The sequence below is a fragment of the Vibrio sp. 10N.222.52.C3 genome, from assembly GCF_041474195.1.
In the GTDB taxonomy this organism is placed as follows: domain Bacteria; phylum Pseudomonadota; class Gammaproteobacteria; order Enterobacterales; family Vibrionaceae; genus Vibrio; species Vibrio crassostreae_C.
In genome coordinates this window covers 1-18,000 of record NZ_JBFRTQ010000026.1, presented here as the reverse complement: position 1 = coordinate 18,000, position 18,000 = coordinate 1, and the positions used below count along the sequence as shown (strand labels likewise).

At 45.7% G+C, this 18,000-nt stretch carries 15 protein-coding genes and 1 riboswitch; of the genes, 7 read left to right on the top strand and 8 right to left on the bottom strand.

Annotation, left to right across the window (positions count from 1 at the left end):
* Window position 1 precedes the first annotated feature (1 nt).
* From AB4517_RS03895 to glyQ, 4 genes are all read right to left on the bottom strand, one after another.
* Window positions 2-1,252, bottom strand: coding sequence for a valine--pyruvate transaminase (locus tag AB4517_RS03895; protein WP_372147924.1), 1,251 nt, complete (start codon window positions 1,250-1,252; stop codon window positions 2-4).
* Window positions 1,253-1,506: 254 nt separating this feature from the next.
* Window positions 1,507-3,594, bottom strand: a complete 2,088-nt coding sequence (locus AB4517_RS03890; RefSeq protein ID WP_372147923.1) for an alpha-amylase — start codon at window positions 3,592-3,594, stop codon at window positions 1,507-1,509.
* A 202-nt stretch (window positions 3,595-3,796) separates the two neighbouring features.
* Window positions 3,797-5,863, bottom strand: coding sequence for a glycine--tRNA ligase subunit beta (gene glyS / locus AB4517_RS03885; RefSeq protein WP_372147921.1), 2,067 nt, complete (start codon window positions 5,861-5,863; stop codon window positions 3,797-3,799).
* Window positions 5,864-5,865: 2 nt separating this feature from the next.
* Entirely contained in the window at window positions 5,866-6,783 is a 918-nt protein-coding gene (glyQ, locus tag AB4517_RS03880; protein WP_017058815.1) for a glycine--tRNA ligase subunit alpha, read from the bottom strand.
* A 210-nt stretch (window positions 6,784-6,993) separates the two neighbouring features.
* A riboswitch (yybP-ykoY riboswitch) is annotated at window positions 6,994-7,110 on the top strand.
* 93 nt (window positions 7,111-7,203) lie between these two features.
* Between glyQ and AB4517_RS03875 the strand changes: the two genes are divergently transcribed.
* Entirely contained in the window at window positions 7,204-7,758 is a 555-nt protein-coding gene (locus AB4517_RS03875; protein ID WP_017058817.1) for a TMEM165/GDT1 family protein, read from the top strand.
* Between the two features lie 151 nt (window positions 7,759-7,909).
* Window positions 7,910-8,164, top strand: a complete 255-nt coding sequence (locus tag AB4517_RS03870; RefSeq protein ID WP_017058818.1) for a hypothetical protein — start codon at window positions 7,910-7,912, stop codon at window positions 8,162-8,164.
* An 83-nt stretch (window positions 8,165-8,247) separates the two neighbouring features.
* Here the strand turns inward: AB4517_RS03870 and tusA are convergent, their stop codons facing one another.
* Window positions 8,248-8,499, bottom strand: coding sequence for a sulfurtransferase TusA (tusA, locus tag AB4517_RS03865; RefSeq protein ID WP_004736675.1), 252 nt, complete (start codon window positions 8,497-8,499; stop codon window positions 8,248-8,250).
* Window positions 8,500-8,648: 149 nt separating this feature from the next.
* Between tusA and AB4517_RS03860 the strand changes: the two genes are divergently transcribed.
* The gene (locus AB4517_RS03860; RefSeq protein WP_004736674.1) at window positions 8,649-8,834 is read left to right on the top strand and encodes a hypothetical protein; all 186 of its coding nucleotides are present in this window, start codon (window positions 8,649-8,651) and stop codon (window positions 8,832-8,834) included.
* A 156-nt stretch (window positions 8,835-8,990) separates the two neighbouring features.
* On the top strand, window positions 8,991-9,932 hold the full coding sequence (locus AB4517_RS03855; RefSeq protein ID WP_017058819.1) for a LysR family transcriptional regulator: 942 nt from the start codon (window positions 8,991-8,993) through the stop codon (window positions 9,930-9,932).
* Window positions 9,933-10,067: 135 nt separating this feature from the next.
* Here the strand turns inward: AB4517_RS03855 and AB4517_RS03850 are convergent, their stop codons facing one another.
* From AB4517_RS03850 to fadB, 3 genes are all read right to left on the bottom strand, one after another.
* Window positions 10,068-11,048, bottom strand: coding sequence for an MDR family oxidoreductase (locus AB4517_RS03850; RefSeq protein WP_019825590.1), 981 nt, complete (start codon window positions 11,046-11,048; stop codon window positions 10,068-10,070).
* 242 nt (window positions 11,049-11,290) lie between these two features.
* Window positions 11,291-12,454 (bottom strand): acetyl-CoA C-acyltransferase FadA, encoded by a 1,164-nt coding sequence (gene fadA / locus AB4517_RS03845; protein WP_017058821.1) that lies wholly within the window; start codon window positions 12,452-12,454, stop codon window positions 11,291-11,293.
* A 26-nt stretch (window positions 12,455-12,480) separates the two neighbouring features.
* Window positions 12,481-14,652, bottom strand: coding sequence for a fatty acid oxidation complex subunit alpha FadB (fadB, locus tag AB4517_RS03840; protein WP_372147920.1), 2,172 nt, complete (start codon window positions 14,650-14,652; stop codon window positions 12,481-12,483).
* Window positions 14,653-14,879: 227 nt separating this feature from the next.
* Between fadB and AB4517_RS03835 the strand changes: the two genes are divergently transcribed.
* From AB4517_RS03835 to hemG, 3 genes are read left to right on the top strand one after another with little or no spacing between them, the layout of a single operon-like run.
* On the top strand, window positions 14,880-15,503 hold the full coding sequence (locus tag AB4517_RS03835; RefSeq protein WP_372147919.1) for a YigZ family protein: 624 nt from the start codon (window positions 14,880-14,882) through the stop codon (window positions 15,501-15,503).
* Between the two features lie 34 nt (window positions 15,504-15,537).
* Window positions 15,538-16,995, top strand: coding sequence for a TrkH family potassium uptake protein (locus AB4517_RS03830; RefSeq protein WP_372147918.1), 1,458 nt, complete (start codon window positions 15,538-15,540; stop codon window positions 16,993-16,995).
* Between the two features lie 10 nt (window positions 16,996-17,005).
* On the top strand, window positions 17,006-17,533 hold the full coding sequence (gene hemG, locus AB4517_RS03825; RefSeq protein ID WP_065584162.1) for a menaquinone-dependent protoporphyrinogen IX dehydrogenase: 528 nt from the start codon (window positions 17,006-17,008) through the stop codon (window positions 17,531-17,533).
* Window positions 17,534-18,000: the final 467 nt, after the last annotated feature.

Genomic DNA, 18,000 nt, shown 5'->3' with positions numbered 1-18,000 from the left:
ATTACTGCTCTGAGTAAGCCTTTTTCACTTCTTCAGCAATGATAGCAATGCCTTTCTGCATCGCCTCATCATCTTGTACGTAGTTCATGCGTAAGCACTGGTGAGCATGATCCCACTCGTCTTCTTGGCCGATAAAGAAGTATTCACCCGGAACAATCAATACGCCGCGAGCTTTAAGGCGGTCGTACAGTTCCATTGTGGTGATCGGCAGCTCATCAAACCATAGCCATAAGAAGATAGCGCCTTCAGGCTTGTGAATACGGAAGCGAGGGTCGTCGATAGCGTCTTGTAACAGTTCAACTGCACGTAGTGACTTATCTTTATAGAAAGGTTTGATTACCTCGCTACTTAAGCGCAGTAAATCGCCTTTTTCAATCATGTGATTGGCAATTGCAGGGCCGACGCTGTTTGGCGCTAAGCTGATGATGCCATTCATGTTGGTCAATGCTTGTGTTACTTCTTCACTCGCAATCACGATACCGCAACGCACACCCGGCAAACCAAGCTTAGAAAGGCTCATGCACAGAATCGTATTTTCATTCCAGAGCGGTTCGACATCTTCAAAGATGATGTTTGGAAACGGCAGGCCGTAAGCATTGTCGATCAGCAGTGGGATGTTGTTTTCACGCGCCAGTGTATCCAATTTACGTACTTCTTCGTCGGTCAGTACGTTACCTGTTGGGTTAGTTGGACGAGATGCACAGATAGCGGCAACCGAGTCATCAACCTTAAGCTTTTCAAAATCAACATGGTATTTGAACTGACGGTTTTCTAGCAGTTCGATCTCTGGGTGGTAAGAGATAAAGATATCGTCATCAATACCCGCGTCGCCGTAGCCGATGTATTCCGGTGCGATTGGCAGTAGGATTTTCTTATGTGAACCGTCAGGCTGTTGGCCTGCTAGCAGGTTGAACAGGTAGAAGAAGCCACTTTGACTGCCATTAGTCAGGCTGATGTTCTTCTCGCTGATATCCCAGCCATAGGTCTCTTTCAGCATTGCCGCTAACGATTTGATGAAGCTGTCTTTACCCTGCGGACCATCGTAGTTGGCGAGGGCGGCGATGAGTTCTCCACTGGCGAGCATGTCGGCACTGGCTTGGTTAAAGTAATCGAGCATGGCAGGGATAGCGGCTGGGTTGCCACCACCGAGCATGATAGCGCCAGGAGTGCGCAGGCCATCATTCAAATCATCCATTAAACGAGTGATTCCAGAGTATCGATTAAACTTTTCGCCAAACTTAGAGAACTGCATTACTAATTTTACCTAATTCATTGTGATTGCTTGTTACGTGTCATTAAGGCAGACCTTATGTCTGCCATTAGTGTATTCCTTGAACATACCGCAATGTTTTTGCGACGCATAGCGCCAAATGCTCTAACACGTAAAAAACTTCTATAAAGTTTGGTTAATGAGTGACAGCTTGCTTATTGAACGTACCTTTAGCGATAAAAAAAGGAGAAGCCTAAGCTTCCCCTTTAGTTTCTGGTGTTTATGTTAATGAAGGTTTAGTTCGAACCGGTATAAACGACTAATACCTTGTCATCTTGGTATTGGCGTTCGAACGCATAGTAGCCCTTGCTGTTACGGATGATGTGCTTACCCTGAGCAACGGCTGGGTGGCGTTGGCGGAATTGGCCAAGCGCTTGCCAGTGTTCTAGCAGCTCTGCACGTTCGCCAGTGATTTGATCCCAAGGCATGTCTGAGCGTGTGCCTTGCATTGGATCAGAACCCGTTGGGCCAAAGTCTCGGGCGATTTCATCGCCGTAATAGATCTGTACCGCACCGGGAGCCAGCATCAACGCGTTTGCAGCTTTGGTTTGTTTTGCAAAGTCACTGCCATGTTGTGTCCAGAATAGCGAGGTGTCGTGAGACGAAAGGTAACTCAGTACGTTGAACTCGCTGTCGTTGTTGATCTTCTCTGCGTATCGAAGGTAATCAGCATCAAGATCGGATAGGCACTTGAGCGCCTTTGGTGCGATATCACTCTGGAATTCAAAGTTGATGATCGAATCAAATCCGTTAGCGAAGTAATCTGATTTGACCACGCTGTGTGCCCATACTTCGCCAGTCATCCAGAAGGGTAAGTCATCCAAGGCCTTGTCTGGGTTGTTCTGTTTCCACTCGGCAAGTGCCTGGTTGGTGCTCTCTTTCAGTTCTGCCCATGCTTCGAGTTCAACGTGTTTAGCGGTATCGACCCTGAAACCATCGACACCATATTCGCGCACCCAATCCGATAACCAAGTGATTAAATGGTTACGAGGTGTTTTGAGTTCATCGGTCGCGCTGGTGGACTTATTGCGATAGAAATTAGGCAGCCCGATTGTCTCTGTCGACTCTGTTTTGAAATCGGGCAGATGCGCCAAAGACATGGTGAGGTTATTGTAGCCCGGAGAGTCATAGGCGCCGATATCGCTGCGTAGCCAAGCTTTGCCCCACCACTTTTCCCACGCTTCTTTGTCGCTGTAAGAGATGTAGTTGTTGAAGTAGTGCCAGTTCTGACCTTTGGTAGGTTGCCAATCTGTCCAGTTTTCGCCAAGTGTTTGTTTGGCTTCTTCGTCAGTTAGGTTGAGCTTACCAAAATCAAACTCTTGCATGTCGGCAAGCGTCGCATAGCCGGTGTGGTTCATTACCACATCCCAAATAACACGAATGCCTTTGCTATGCGCGGTATCGATGAAGGTTTTTAGCTCGTCTTCGGTGCCCATGTTGTCATCGAGCTTGGTCCAATCTTGATGGTAGTAGCCGTGGTAGCCGTAGTGTTTGAAGTCACCTCGATCACCGCCGCCAACCCAGCCGTGGATTTGCTCTAACGGAGACGTTATCCAGATAGCATTAGCACCGAGTGATTCTATGTAATCGAGTTTTTCGGTTAAGCCTGCCAAGTCACCACCGTGGAAGGTGCCGATTTCGTCTTGTCCATCTTGGCTGCGACCGTAACTGTTGTCGTTATCAGGATTACCATTGTGGAAACGGTCAGTCATTACGAAGTAAACCGTGGCGTTATCCCAACTAAAGTCAGCTTTGGTTTCTGGTTCTACTTTCTCAAGCAGCAGAACACCTTGGCTATTTTCTGCTGGCTGCATGGTGACGCTGCCATTCGTTACTGTGACTTGTTTGCCTGAAAGAGCGTCTCTAACCACGGTGCCATCATCAAAGGTTTGAGCAACGTCGATGATGGTTGGTTCGTCACTAGGAACCGGACAAGCAAAGCTTTGTACTTGTTGTTGCTTCGGCTTTATCTGAACGGTCAGTTCATTGGTTTGTGGGTTGAGCATAAACTGATAGGTGTTAGCGCGAAAGATCTTGATATCTAATTCAGACTTCTCGGCGCAGTCGTCTAGGCGAAGGGGTTTATTGAATTTGATGCGGTTTTCTTCAGCCAGCGCATAGTTGGTGCCACAGGTATTTTGAGTATCGCTGATAGAGAAGGTATAGCTACCTTTCGCGAGTTCCTGTTCTGCAATCACGGTGCCTTTACCGGATGATTCGAATACGACAGTGTCGTTATCAATTGTCAGTAATAGGTTGTTGTCACTGGTTTGGCTGCATGCGCTGAGTGCGAGTATTGAAAGCGCGAGTACTGTTTTTTTCATTGTTCCCTTCCCCTGAATAAACAGGTCAGTTATAGCAAACAATGCCCTCTACAGTCTGAGTGCTGTTTCATTCAGTTAATCAATAAGACCTCTACAAACAAATGCTTGGTTCACAAAAACAAAAAGGGAAGCTTTCGCTTCCCTTTGGGTGTTTACCGTTAATTACTCAGAGTATGACTTAGAGTAATTGTCTCACTTGTGCTTATTTTTGCAGTAGAGAGATGTCAGCAATCTGTAGGAACAGGTTACGTAGGTTGTTCAGTAGCGTTAGACGGTTCTTCTTAAGCGCTTCGTCATCAGCCATAACCATTACGTTATCGAAGAATGCATCAACTGGTTCACGTAGATCAGCAAGCTTGCTTAGGGCTTCTTGGTAGTTACCTGTTGCGAATGCTGGTTCTAGTGCTTCCGTCATTACTTCAACGTTTTCAGCCAGTGCTTTCTCTGCGTCTTCTTGAAGAAGCGTTAGGTCGATTTCAGCTGGTAGCTCGCCATCGAATTTCGCAAGGATATTACCTACACGCTTGTTCGCTGCTGCTAGTGCTTCTGCTGCTTCCAGTTCACGGAAGTGAGAAACCGCTTTAACACGTTGGTCAAAGTCAGCAGGCTTAGTTGGACGACGTGCTAGTACCGCTTGGATGATATCAACGCTGAAACCAGCATCTTGGTACCATGCGCGGAAACGACCTAGCATGAAGTCGATAACGTCAGCTTCTACGTTTTTGTTAGTCAGCTTGTCGCCTAGTAGCTCTTTCGCTTTGCCGATCAGATCGGTTAGGTCTAGGTTGTAGCCGTTTTCAACGATGATACGTAGCACACCTAGAGACGCACGACGAAGTGCAAATGGGTCAGAACCTTTTGGTGCTTGGCCAATACCGAAGATACCTACGATAGTGTCTAGCTTGTCTGCCATTGCTACTGCTGAAGAGATACCAGTGCTTGGTAGATCGTCACCCGCGAAACGAGGCATGTATTGCTCGTAAAGTGCCAGTGCAACTTGCTCGTCTTCACCGTCGTGAGTCGCGTAGTGCATGCCCATCACACCTTGAGTATCCGTAAATTCGAATACCATAGAGGTCATTAGGTCACACTTAGCCAGTAGGCCAGCACGCTTAGACTTTTCAACGTCAGCATCGATTTGCTCAGCAATGTAGCCTGCAAGCTCTGTGATGCGGTCTGTTTTGTCTTTGATAGTACCCAATTGCTTCTGGAAGATAGCCTGGTCTAGTTCAGCAAGACGGTCGATAAGCGGGCGCTTACGGTCTGTGTTGAAGAAGAATTCAGCATCAGCAAGACGTGGGCGTACCACTTTCTCGTTACCTTCGATAACGTGACGAGGCTCTTTAGACTCGATGTTCGATACGAAGATGAAGTTCGGTAGTAGCTTCTTGTTGTCGTCATAGACAGGGAAGTACTTCTGGTCACCTTTCATGGTGTACACCAAAGCTTCAGAAGGGACTTTTAGGAACTCTTCTTCAAACTTCGCTGTCAGTACTACTGGCCATTCAACCAGAGACGTTACTTCTTCAACAAGGTCATCTTCTAGGTCAGCTGTACCGCCAACCGCAGCTGCCGCTTTTTGCGAATCAGCAAGGATGATCGCTTTACGCGCTTCGTAATCTGCCATTACTTTACCGCGCTCTTCTAGGATCGCAGGGTATTGGTCAGCGGAGTCGATTGTGAACTCTTGTTCGCCCATGAAACGGTGGCCACGGATAGTACGAGCAGATGCTACGCCTAGGATTTCGCCTTCAACAAGCTCATCACCTAGTAGTACTGTCAGTGTTTTTACTGGACGGATAAATTGAATGTCTGAGTTACCCCAGCGCATTGCTTTAGGAATTGGTAGGCCAGCCAGTGCTTTCGCAGCAATGTCCATCACCAATTCTTGAACTGGTTTGCCAGCTACTTCTTGTTTGAAAAGAAGCCACTCGCCTTTGTCTGTTTTCAGACGGTCAGCTTGCTCAACAGTAATACCGTTACCACGAGCCCAACCTTGTGCCGCTTTGGTCGCGTTGCCTTCAGCATCGAATGCCACAGAAACAGCAGGGCCACGTTTCTCAACCACTTTGTCTGCTTGGCCTTCAGCCAGTGCAGTTACTTTAAGTGCTAGACGACGAGGTGCTGCGTACCACTTGATGCCTTCGTGAGAAAGCTCAGCCGTTTTAAGACCTGCTTCAAAGTTAGAAGCAAACGCTTCTGCTAGAGAACGAAGTGCTGTTGGTGGAAGCTCTTCCGTACCCAGTTCAATTAGAAAATTCTTCGTCATGATTATTTACCTTCCTTCTTACACATTGGGAAGCCAAGCGCTTCACGTGACGCGTAGTACGCTTCAGCAACTGATTTAGTCAGGTTGCGGATACGAAGGATGTAACGTTGACGCTCTGTTACAGAGATAGCTTTGCGCGCATCAAGGATGTTGAATGCGTGACCTGCTTTTAGAATGCGCTCGTAAGCTGGAAGCGGCAGTGGCTTCTCAAGCTCAAGTAGCTCTTTACACTCTTTCTCGCACTGGTCGAAGAAAGTGAATAGGAAATCTACGTCTGCGTGCTCGAAGTTGTACGTCGATTGCTCAACTTCGTTTTGGTGGAAGATGTCACCGTAAGTCACGTTAGAACCGTCTGGTGCTACGTTCCATACTAGGTCGTAAACAGAATCTACTTCCTGGATGTACATTGCTAGACGCTCGATACCGTAAGTGATCTCGCCAGTTACTGGCTTACACTCAAGGCCGCCAACCTGTTGGAAGTAAGTAAACTGAGTTACTTCCATGCCGTTTAGCCATACTTCCCAACCAAGGCCCCATGCGCCTAGTGTTGGGTTTTCCCAGTTATCTTCAACGAAGCGAATGTCGTGAACAAGTGGGTCAACACCAAGAACCTCTAGGGAGCCTAGGTACAACTCTTGGATATTGTCTGGCGATGGTTTTAGCGCTACTTGGAATTGGTAGTAGTGCTGCAGACGGTTCGGGTTTTCACCGTAACGGCCATCGGTCGGACGACGAGAAGGTTGAACGTAAGCTGTAGACATTGGCTCTGGGCCAAGTGCTCGTAGACATGTCATTGGGTGAGAGGTGCCTGCACCTACTTCCATATCTAGAGGTTGAACAATGGTACAACCGTTTTGAGCCCAGTAATCCTGCAGCGCGAGGATCATTCCCTGGAAGGTTTTGATATCGTATTTTTGCATAGTCAGGTTCGCGCGATTCTTTTAAATGAATGAGAAAAATAACCTCTGAGTATACCGAGATATTCGTAAAGCGAGTAGGGGTAATCTTGTTTAATTAGTGGTCTAAAATGTCGTTTAGTGGATTTTTGTGCCTTTAATGTTTGTTTTTCGGCACAAGTGGATATTTTGATAACTTTGACACTTGTGTTTGAAAGCATGGGCTATTAAAATCTCGCGGTCTTTGGGGAGTAGCTTACTTATTCATATCCTATTGAATGAGTTCGTTCGTCAACATAATTGATGCAAAATCATCATGGCGTTCGAGGCAACCACCACCTTGGTGGTGCTTAGCAAGACCATAGACAAGCATCGTGAACCGGGATGGGGCGCGAGGTTTGTCTTTGGTTAAATATAATAATCCCCATCCCAAATGAGCATGTCGTGAGCGTTTTAGCAATTTCAATTACAACTGTCGCCTTAGCCGAGATCGGTGATAAGACTCAGTTGCTATCTCTTTTATTAGCCAGTCGATATCGCAAGCCGATACCTATCATCGCAGCTATCTTCTTTGCCACCATTGCCAATCATGCCCTTGCAGCATGGCTCGGGGTCGTGGTTGCTGATTATCTTTCACCTGAAGTATTAAAGTGGGTGCTGGTGGTCAGTTTCATTGCGATGGCTGGCTGGATTTTGATTCCCGATAAGTTAGATGACGATGAACAGATCTCAAACCGAGGACCGTTTGTCGCCAGTTTTATCGCTTTCTTTATTGCTGAGATCGGCGATAAAACCCAAATTGCGACCTCTATCCTAGGGGCTCAATATGCGGATGCATTAGCGTGGGTGATTCTGGGTACAACCATTGGTATGTTGCTGGCAAATGTGCCTGTGGTGATCATCGGTAAGCTGTCTGCTGATAAGATGCCTCTTGATCTGATTCGTAAGATCACAGCCTTGCTATTCGTGGGTTTAGCTATCGCTGCTGCTTTCTATTAACAGGTGGTATTGAGTCTTATTATACTCAATCAGTAGAGTAATGTGTTGTAGGTCATACTCTTACAGTATTGTGGGGTTTATCGAGCGAATGGACATATAACTGTCATACTTGTCATGATATTTTAATCTTGTGAGTTAAGAACACGAGGGCATGATTATGTTGACGCGTTATATGGGTATTACTCCACAAAGCCAAAGTTATCTATTTACTTTTGGTCTTGCACTTACACTGTTAGGCATGGTGTTGACGGACATGTGGCTGCCAATGGTCGCGGGTGCCATCATCATGACTGCACTTGCGGTAGAGGCTTGGATTCGGGTCGCGCATATTATTCCGATGCGCAAAGATATCCGAGAAATTCAGCATCAGCTGGAGCATCTGCAAAACAAATCTAGAAGCGAATAAACAAAAAGCCGCTCGTACTCTGAGTTCTGTTTAAGAACATAAGGTACGAGCGGCTTTTTTGATACTTGATAGTCGGTGGGGCGTTACGCCTCCAATCCCTTTCTGATCAAATACTGGTAAGGCAACGTTTCTGTTGCTTGGCCTACCAACTGGTGATCCATGAATCGACAAAAGCTCGGAATATCTCGAGTTGTCGAAGGATCGTCAGCTTTTACCAGTAACACATCGCCATCCTGCATGTTTCTAATTGTCTTCCTGACCATCATTACTGGTTCCGGGCAACGCAGGCCTTCAGCTTCTAAAGTATGGGTTGCCAGTTCAGGTTTGAATGTCATGGTTTGTATCTCTATATCTATCTAACGAGTGAATAATACGTCTGCAGAAAAAATATGCAATAAGTGCTTGGCAAACAGAATCATTTCCTATAACTTAGTTAACAAGTTGATAACAACTTGAAGCAAAGGCAACTAGCTAAGGAGTGGCGATGTTGACAGGATTAGATAGATTAACAATTTATTCGGTTCTCTGTTTTATTTCTTTTTGTGCGTTAGTACTACGCTCATCGACAGAGACCTCACTGATGCCTATTTTTGGCATAGTAGCAACGATTATTGGTATTTGGGTAGAGATGCGCCGTTGGCAAGGCATAGCCGAAGAGCAAGAGCACTAACCCGAATACAGCAAGCGAATTCCGATACGACAACATTCCGACACTATCCCCAAATTTTCTTGGGCTTCCCCGCGTAATTGCGGGATTTTTTTTATCTAAAGCATGCTATAAACAACTTAGTGACTAATGGCAATCGTATACAGCTAGGTAAGTGGCGTGGAATTAGAAGACATCTATCGTAGAGACCTTAATTTATTGGTCGCTTTAAAGGTATTGATTGAAGAGGGCAGCGTAAGCCAGGCCGCGCTTCGTCTTAACTTAAGCCAATCCGCAACCAGTCGAGTATTAGGGCGTTTAAGAGAATTACTAAACGATCCGTTGTTTACACGTCAAGGTCAGCACCTTATTCCTACCAAGAAAGCACTCGAGATCAGTCAGCGTATTGATCAGCCTTTGGAGTCTTTTCGCCAATTGCTGAGTCCGAGTGACTTTGACCCTTACTATTGCAGCGAACGTTTTCTGATCGCTACCACCGATTATGCGATGCAAACCATCTTGCCTTATGCGTTGCCTAAGATTTATGAACAAGCACCCAATATCTCTTTGGAGTTTGCTCCGTTGCAGCATGAGCATTTGTTTAAACAGCTCAGCACCGAACGCGTTGATATGGCGATCTGTCGTCCGAGTGGCAGCATTGCACCACTTCATCAAGAAGTCTTGGGGCCGGTTGGTGTGTCGTGTCTGTTATCTAAAAACCATCCATTAGCCGATCAACCTTTAAGCCTTGCAGACTATGTTTCACTCCCACATGCGATGATTGCGATCAGTGATGGTGTTAAGGCTTTATTGGACAACGCTTTAGCTAATCAACAACCCAGAAAAATGGTACTGCGTGCTTATCACCTTGAAGCGGCATTGGCGATTGTCGATAGAATGCCGTTGGTGATTACTGTGCCTGCTGATTTGGCTTATTTGGTAGCAGAGCGTTATGACTTGGTTGTTAAGCCATTACCATTTGAATTTATGCCGTTTGATTACTCACTGATCTGGCACTCGCGTTGCGATTCTTCTGCTTCACAACAATGGTTAAGAAGAGTGGTAAAAGAAGAGTGTGGTGAGTTGATTCAAAAACGGATTGCGGATGTCGGTTTGGGTTAACCGGATCTGAGTCTGAGTTCACTTGACCCGAATGACAAAAACGCAAAAGGGCTGATAAAAATCAGCCCTTTGTTGTTTTGGGTTATCCAAGCCTAAAGCTGTTGCTTAAGGTTTGATAACTTTATGTTTGAGAGCCTATAGTTTAATGACTACGCGACCAGTGATTTGACCGTTAGTGATGTCTTCTGCTGCTTGAATTGCACCGTCTAAAGACACTTCTTTGGTTGCTTGAGCGTAGAAAGATTCTGGTAGTAGCTCAGCCAGTTGTTCCCACGCTTTAATACGTTTTTCACGAGGGCACATTACAGAATCAACACCTTGTAGGCGAACGTTACGCAGAATGAATGGCATTACCGTGGTTGGTAAGTCAAAACCGCCTGCTAGACCACACATCGCAACCGCACCGTTGTAATCAATTTGCGCCAATACTTTCGCAAGGACTTTGCTGCCTACCGTATCGATAGCGCCAGCCCACAGTTGTTTTTCTAGTGGCTTAGCTGGTTCTTCTAGTTCAGCACGCTCTACAATACGTGTCGCGCCTAGTGATTTAAGTAGTTCACCGTTTACAGAAGCACGGCCAGTCACTGCTGCCACTTTGTAGCCCAGTTGGTTTAGTAGAGTGATAGATACGCTACCTACGCCGCCACTTGCACCTGTTACTAGGATTTCACCGTCTTCTGGTTTGATGCCTGCATCTACGATAGCTTGCACACAAAGCATTGCTGTGAAGCCTGCTGTACCGATTGCCATGACTTTCTTAGCGTCTAGACCTGCTGGCATTGGCACTAACCAATCACCGTTTAGGCTCGCTTTCTCAGCCATGCCGCCCCAGTGACCTTCACCAACACCCCAACCAGTTAGAACCACTTCGTCGCCTGCTTTGTAGCGAGGGTCATCAGATTGTGAAACCACACCAGAAAGGTCGATACCAGGAACCATAGGGAAGTTGCGAACAATGCGCCCTTTACCTGTAATCGCCAAACCATCTTTGTAGTTCAAAGAAGAGTAGCTAACATCAATCTTCACGTTACCTTCTGGTAATTGAGATTCTTCAATTTGAGAAACTGACGCGATAGTTTTTTTGTCTTCTTGGTTTAGTACAAGTGCTTTAAACATGATCTGCTCCGTGGAGGAATATTAGGAAACTGAAGTAACTTTAGTTGAATCATCCGAGAAAAAATAATGAAACATCAACATTGAATATATGCGTTTTGTGCATAGATGTCAGGGTTGGTTTTTCTCTCGTTGAGTTCGCTGAACACAATCGATGCATTGTTGGATGCCAAGCAATAAAAAGTGCAGCTATATAAATATAGCTGCACAAAAGATTACCCTTCAAATATTACAGTCAGTAAACGCTATGGGCGTTCAAATACCGTTGCAATACCTTGGCCTAAACCAATACACATAGTCGCCAAGCCGTATTTCACGTCTTGTGCTTCCATCAGGTTGATTAGCGTCGTCGAGATACGAGAACCAGAACAGCCTAGTGGGTGACCCAGAGCAATCGCACCGCCGTTAAGGTTTACTTTCTCGTCAACAACATCCAGTAGACCTAAGTCTTTAGCACAAGGTAGAGATTGAGCAGCAAACGCTTCGTTTAACTCAATCACACCCATGTCTTCAATGGTTAGTCCTGCACGTTTAAGTGCTTTTTGGGTTGCTGGTACTGGGCCGTAACCCATGATTGAAGGATCGCAGCCAGCGATAGCCATCGACTTCACGCGAGCGCGAATCTTAAGGCCAAGTGCGTTAGCTTTCTCTTCGCTCATGATAAGCATTGCAGAAGCGCCATCAGACAGAGCTGATGAAGTACCTGCTGTTACTGTGCCGTTTGCTGGGTCAAATACCGGACGCAGCTGGGATAAGCCTTCAACTGTTGTCTCTGGGCGAATGACTTCGTCGTAATCCAGAGTGAACAGAGAACCGTCTGCAGCGTGAGCTTCGGTTGGTAGAATTTCGTTTTTGAAACGACCTTCAACTGTTGCTGCTTGAGCGCGAGCATGTGAGCGTGCTGCGAATGCATCTTGGTCTTCACGGCTAATACCGTGCATTTTGCCTAACATCTCAGCGGTTAGCCCCATCATGCCGGCCGCTTTTGCTACGTGTTTTGACATGCCTGGGTGAAAATCAACACCATGGTTCATTGGTACGTGGCCCATGTGCTCCACACCACCAATCAGGCAGATTTCAGCATCACCAACCATGATAGAGCGAGTTGCATCATGCAAAGCTTGCATAGATGAACCACATAAACGGTTGACTGTTACAGCACCAATCTCAATCGGTAGACCAGCAAGCAAGGCAGCGTTACGTGCAACGTTGAAGCCTTGCTCTAGTGTTTGTTGTACACAACCCCAGTAAATATCTTCAATTTCGACAGGGTTTACTTCTGGGTTGCGCTCTAAAATGCCTTTCATCAAATGTGCAGACAGATCTTCAGCACGAGTGTGACGGAAAGCTCCACCTTTGGAACGTCCCATTGGGGTGCGAAGGCAATCAACAACAACTACATTTTTCATTTTGCTATTCCTTTTCCAAATGTGGGTTACAGAGAACTGGCTTGTTGGCTGTCGTAAAAGCTTTCGCCCTTCGCTGCCATATCAAGCAATAGCTGAGGAACTTGGTACATTGCACCTAAGTCTTGGTAGCCTTTCGCCATTTCAACGAAGTTACCAATGCCCACACTGTCTAAGTAGCGGAATACGCCGCCTCTAAATGGAGGGAAGCCTAAACCGTAAACCAGTGCCATATCCGCTTCTTGCGGTGTCGCGATAATGCCTTCTTCTAGACAAAGCACCACTTCGTTGATCATTGGAATCATCACGCGCTGGATAATGGTCTGGTCATCAAAGTCTTGTGGCTGTTGGCATACGTCAGCCAAGATAGGAAGAATATCTTCAGAGAAGGTCTTCTTAGGGCGACCGCGCTTGTCTACGCTGTATGTGTAGAAACCGCTACCGTTTTTCTGACCGTATTTTTCAGCAACGTAAAGTGCATCAATCGCATCACGACCTTCTTTGCCCATACGCTCTGGGAAACCTTGCGCCATCACAGCTTGTGCGTGGTGTGCAGTGTCTAGGCCTACAACGTCTAGTAAGTAAGCCGGGCCCATTGGCCAACCGAACTTGCGCTCCATCACTTTATCGATCTTAGTGAAATCAGCACCGTCGCGTAGCAACATGCTGAAACCGCCAAAGTAAGGGAAAAGTACACGGTTAACGAAGAAGCCTGGGCAGTCGTTAACAACGATTGGGGATTTACCCATCTTCGCTGCGTAAGCAACCACGCGATTGATGGTCTCTTCTGAAGTTTGTTCACCACGGATGATCTCAACCAAAGGCATGCGATGCACAGGGTTAAAGAAGTGCATGCCACAGAAGTTTTCTGGGCGCTTCAGTGATTTCGCTAGCAGGTTGATCGGAATTGTAGAGGTGTTTGATGTTAGAACCGTGTCTTCACCAACCAAACCTTCCACTTCGCTCAGTACTGCTGCTTTTACTTTCGGGTTTTCTACTACTGCTTCAACAATCACATCCGACTGTTCTACACCCGCGTAATGCAGGCTTGGAGTAATAGAAGACAGAATACCTGCCATCTTGAATCCATCTAAGCGACCGCGTGATAAGCGTTTATTCAACAGCTTAGATGCTTCGTTCATACCTAGATCAAGCGATGCTTGTGCGATGTCTTTCATCATCACTGGCACGCCTTTTAGAGCTGATTGGTAAGCAATACCGCCGCCCATGATACCTGCACCAAGTACGGCTGCACGCTCAGTTGCTTTGTTTGCTGACTTACCCGCTTGTTTCGCTAAGCCTTTGATGTACTGGTCATTCAGGAATAAGCCAACTAATGCTTTTGCTTCTTCCGATTTCGCTAGCTTAACGAAGTGCTTACGTTCGATGTCGAGTGCTGCATCGCGATTGCTGCGTGCTGCTTCTTCAATCGCAATCACAGAAGTAATCGGAGCTGGGTAGTGAGGCCCTGCTTTTTGAGCAACTAAGCCCTTCGCCATGGTAAAGCTCATCATCGCTTCGAGTTTGCTTAGTGAAAGCGCTGATGTCTTTTGTTTACGGCGTAGCTGCCAGTCTAATTTTTCATTAGCAGCCAGAGAAATGGTATTGATTGCCGATTCTAGTAACTGGTCTGTTTCAACAATCGCATCTAACAAGCCAACTTTAAGCGCTTCATCTGCACGGCATGCTTTGCCTTGCGTGATAATTTCCATTGCGCTGTCAGCACCGATAACACGAGGTAGGCGCACACAACCACCAAAACCAGGCATGATGCCAAGCTTGGTTTCAGGTAGGCCAATGCTGGTGGTCTTGTCACCGATACGGAAATCAGTAGCGAGTACACATTCACAGCCGCCGCCAAGGGCATGGCCACGCATCATTGAAAGAGTTGGGACAGGGAGGTCTTCGAGCTTGCTGAAGATTGAATTAGCGAATCTTAACCATTCATCAAGTTCTGCTTCTGGCTTAGCAAATAGGCCAAGAAATTCAGTGATGTCTGCGCCTACAATGAACGCGTCTTTGTTTGAAGTTAAGATTAAACCACGTAATCCTGCGTGAGCATTAAGAGCATCTAACGCTTTGTCTAGTGATTCTAAAGTAGCAAGGTCGAGTTTGTTTACAGAGGCTGGTGCACAGAAGCTTAATTCCGCAATACCATCTTGTAATTCCTTTACCTGTAGGGTGTTAGCTTGGTAAATCATTGTCTATCTCCATGACATACAATCCACGATTGTTTGAGAGAATCTTGTTATCTTTCTATTATTGTAGAATACCTGGTAAGACCAGTTATCTTAGTCTGTACCTCTGCTTGATTAATTTCAATACATTTTTTAAACAATTGTTTAACATTGTGCGATAGCACAGATCCTCTAACCCTTATTATTCACGCGTGATACACTTCGTCGCTCTTATTAACTAAGTTAACGATATGAATGAACAGCCTTATTTAATACCTTCTGCGTCGGCTCTGTTTGAAGAAGAGATAAAAAAGAGCGTCTTTATTACGCATCTTGCTCATACTCCAAGTGTAGAAGCTGCAAAACAGTTCGTAGAACAGGTGAAAAAAGAGCATTCTTCAGCACGACATAACTGTTGGGGTTTTGTTGCTGGTCGACCTGAAGACTCAATGCTTTGGGGGTTCAGTGATGATGGTGAACCATCAGGTACAGCGGGTAAGCCTATTTTGGCGCAACTATCGGGCTCTGGCGTCGGTGAATTAACGGCTGTTGTGACGCGCTACTCTGGCGGAATTAAGCTTGGAACCGGCGGTTTGGTTAAGGCTTATGGCGGTGGTGTACAACAAGCTCTCAAGCTGCTTCAAACTATCGAGAAAAAAATAACCACAAAATTACGGCTAGAGTTAGACTATGGCTTTGTGCCGATCGCACAATCCATCATGGCTCAGCATCAGGCTGTTGAGGTCCAAGCGGATTATGGTGTTCAAGTTGAGCTTGTTATTGAAATAGAGCTCCTTCAGGTAGATTCGTTTACCCAAACCATGATCAATAAAAGCGGTGCTAAGGCACTGGTAACGAAAGTCAAAGACAACTAGGAAGTTTGAAGCATTTCGCTTCGTTCAATAGCTCATGCAATTTCGCTCAATTATTCGAATCGTCGGATTATTATTAGCACTTTTTAGTGTATCAATGCTTGCTCCTGCGCTCGTCGCACTGATCTATCGAGATGGTGCGGGTGTGCCATTTGTGACGACCTTCTTCGTTCTCTTATTTTGTGGAGCAACTTGCTGGTTTCCAAACCGACGTTATAAGCATGAATTGAAAGCGCGTGATGGCTTTTTGATTGTTGTTCTGTTTTGGACGGTAATCGGTAGTGCGGGTGCGCTGCCGTTTTTGATCGCCGATAACCCCAATGTGTCGGTAACCGATGCTTTCTTCGAATCCTTCTCTGCATTAACTACGACAGGTGCGACTGTAATTGTTGGCCTTGATGATCTGCCTAAAGCGATTCTGTTTTACCGTCAGTTCCTACAATGGTTTGGTGGTATGGGTATCATCGTATTAGCGGTAGCTATCCTCCCTGTTCTGGGTATCGGTGGTATGCAGCTATATCGTGCTGAAATCCCGGGTCCAGTAAAAGATAGCAAGATGACTCCGCGTATTGCTGAAACGGCAAAAGCGCTTTGGTACATCTACCTGAGCTTAACCATTGCTTGTGCAGTGGCGTTTTGGCTTGCTGGGATGAGCTTCTTTGATGCCATCAGTCATAGCTTCTCTACTATTGCGATTGGTGGCTTCTCGACTCACGATGCGAGCATGGGGTATTTCAATAGCCCTGCGATCAACATGATTACAGTTGTGTTCCTTCTTATATCCGCATGTAACTATTCGCTTCACTTTGCTGCGTTTGCTTCTGGTGGTGTGCATCCTAAGTATTACTGGAAAGACCCTGAATTCCGCGCCTTTATCTTTATTCAGGCGATCTTGTTCTTGGTTTGTTTCTTATTACTGCTGAATCACCACTCTTATGACTCGTATTACGATGCCTTTGATCAAGCCTTGTTCCAAACCGTGTCTATCTCTACGACCGCGGGTTTTACAACGACGGGTTTCTCAGAGTGGCCATTGTTCTTACCCGTACTGCTTTTGTTCTCTTCTTTTATAGGGGGATGTGCAGGTTCTACGGGTGGTGGTATGAAAGTGATTCGAATCTTACTACTTACTCTGCAAGGTGCTCGTGAAATGAAGCGTCTTGTTCACCCACGGGCTGTCTATACCATCAAGGTTGGCGGTTCTGCACTACCACAACGTGTTGTAGATGCGGTCTGGGGCTTCTTCTCTGCATACGCATTAGTGTTTGTGGTTTGTATGCTGGCTCTTATTGCAACTGGTATGGACGAGTTGAGTGCTTTCTCTGCGGTAGCGGCGACATTAAATAACCTTGGCCCGGGCCTTGGTGAAGTCGCGGTGCACTTTGGCGATGTGAACGACAAAGCAAAATGGGTACTTATCGTATCTATGCTGTTTGGCCGATTAGAAATCTTCACCTTATTAATCTTATTGACCCCTACGTTTTGGCGTAGCTAAGGACAACATTGTGGCAAAAGCTCTATTTTTGTATTCAAGCCGTGAAGGGCAGACCAAGAAAATCTTGAACTATATAAAAGAAGAAATGAGTGAGTTCGAATGTGAGCTTCAAGATCTGCACACTATTGGCAAGGTGGACTTTGCTCAGTACGACAGAGTGTTGATTGGCGCATCGATTCGTTATGGCCACCTTAATAAGAAGCTATATCAATTTATTGATGCCAACCTTACTCAGTTGCAATCAAGCAAGGTTGCGTTCTTCTGTGTTAACTTAACGGCGCGTAAAGAAGACCAAGGCAAAGATACACCAGAAGGCAGTGCGTATATTAAGAAGTTCCTTACCAAGTCTCCATGGCAGCCGACTTTAATCGGTGTATTTGCAGGTGCCCTCTATTACCCACGTTATAACTGGTTCGATAGAACCATGATCCGCTTTATTATGAATATGACAGGTGGTGAAACGGATACAACGAAGGAAGTTGAGTACACAAACTGGGAAAAAGTCTCTTTGTTCACTGAAAAACTGAAGAATATGTAAGATAAAAGCCTACTTTTGAGGCGTTTTGAGTTCTTTTTAATCGAACGAATAAAAAAACGAAAAAAACTTAAAAAAGGGCTTGCCAGTGTGATCGAAATCTCTATAATGCCACCTCGCTGACACGGGATGGCTTCTTAGGAAACCAGAACGAATCAGCAAGCCAAATTAGCCAAGCCAAGCGCTTGAAAAAAGTTTTGAAAATAGTGGTTGACACTAAAACTTAAATCGCTAAAATGGCCGTCCGATTTGAGCGAAGCTCAAAAAGGAAAAGCTCTTTAACAATTTAAACCTATCAATCTGTGTGGGCACTCGTTGATGAATATCAAAAATTGATTCTTAGGAATCACATTGATTTCAATGAACTGAGTGACCAATCGATAATTTATTATCGGCACAGTCAATTCATTATCATTCTGTTGGAATGGTAATAGCTTTAGAATTACTTTTTGTAGTTTTGAAGTCAGTAT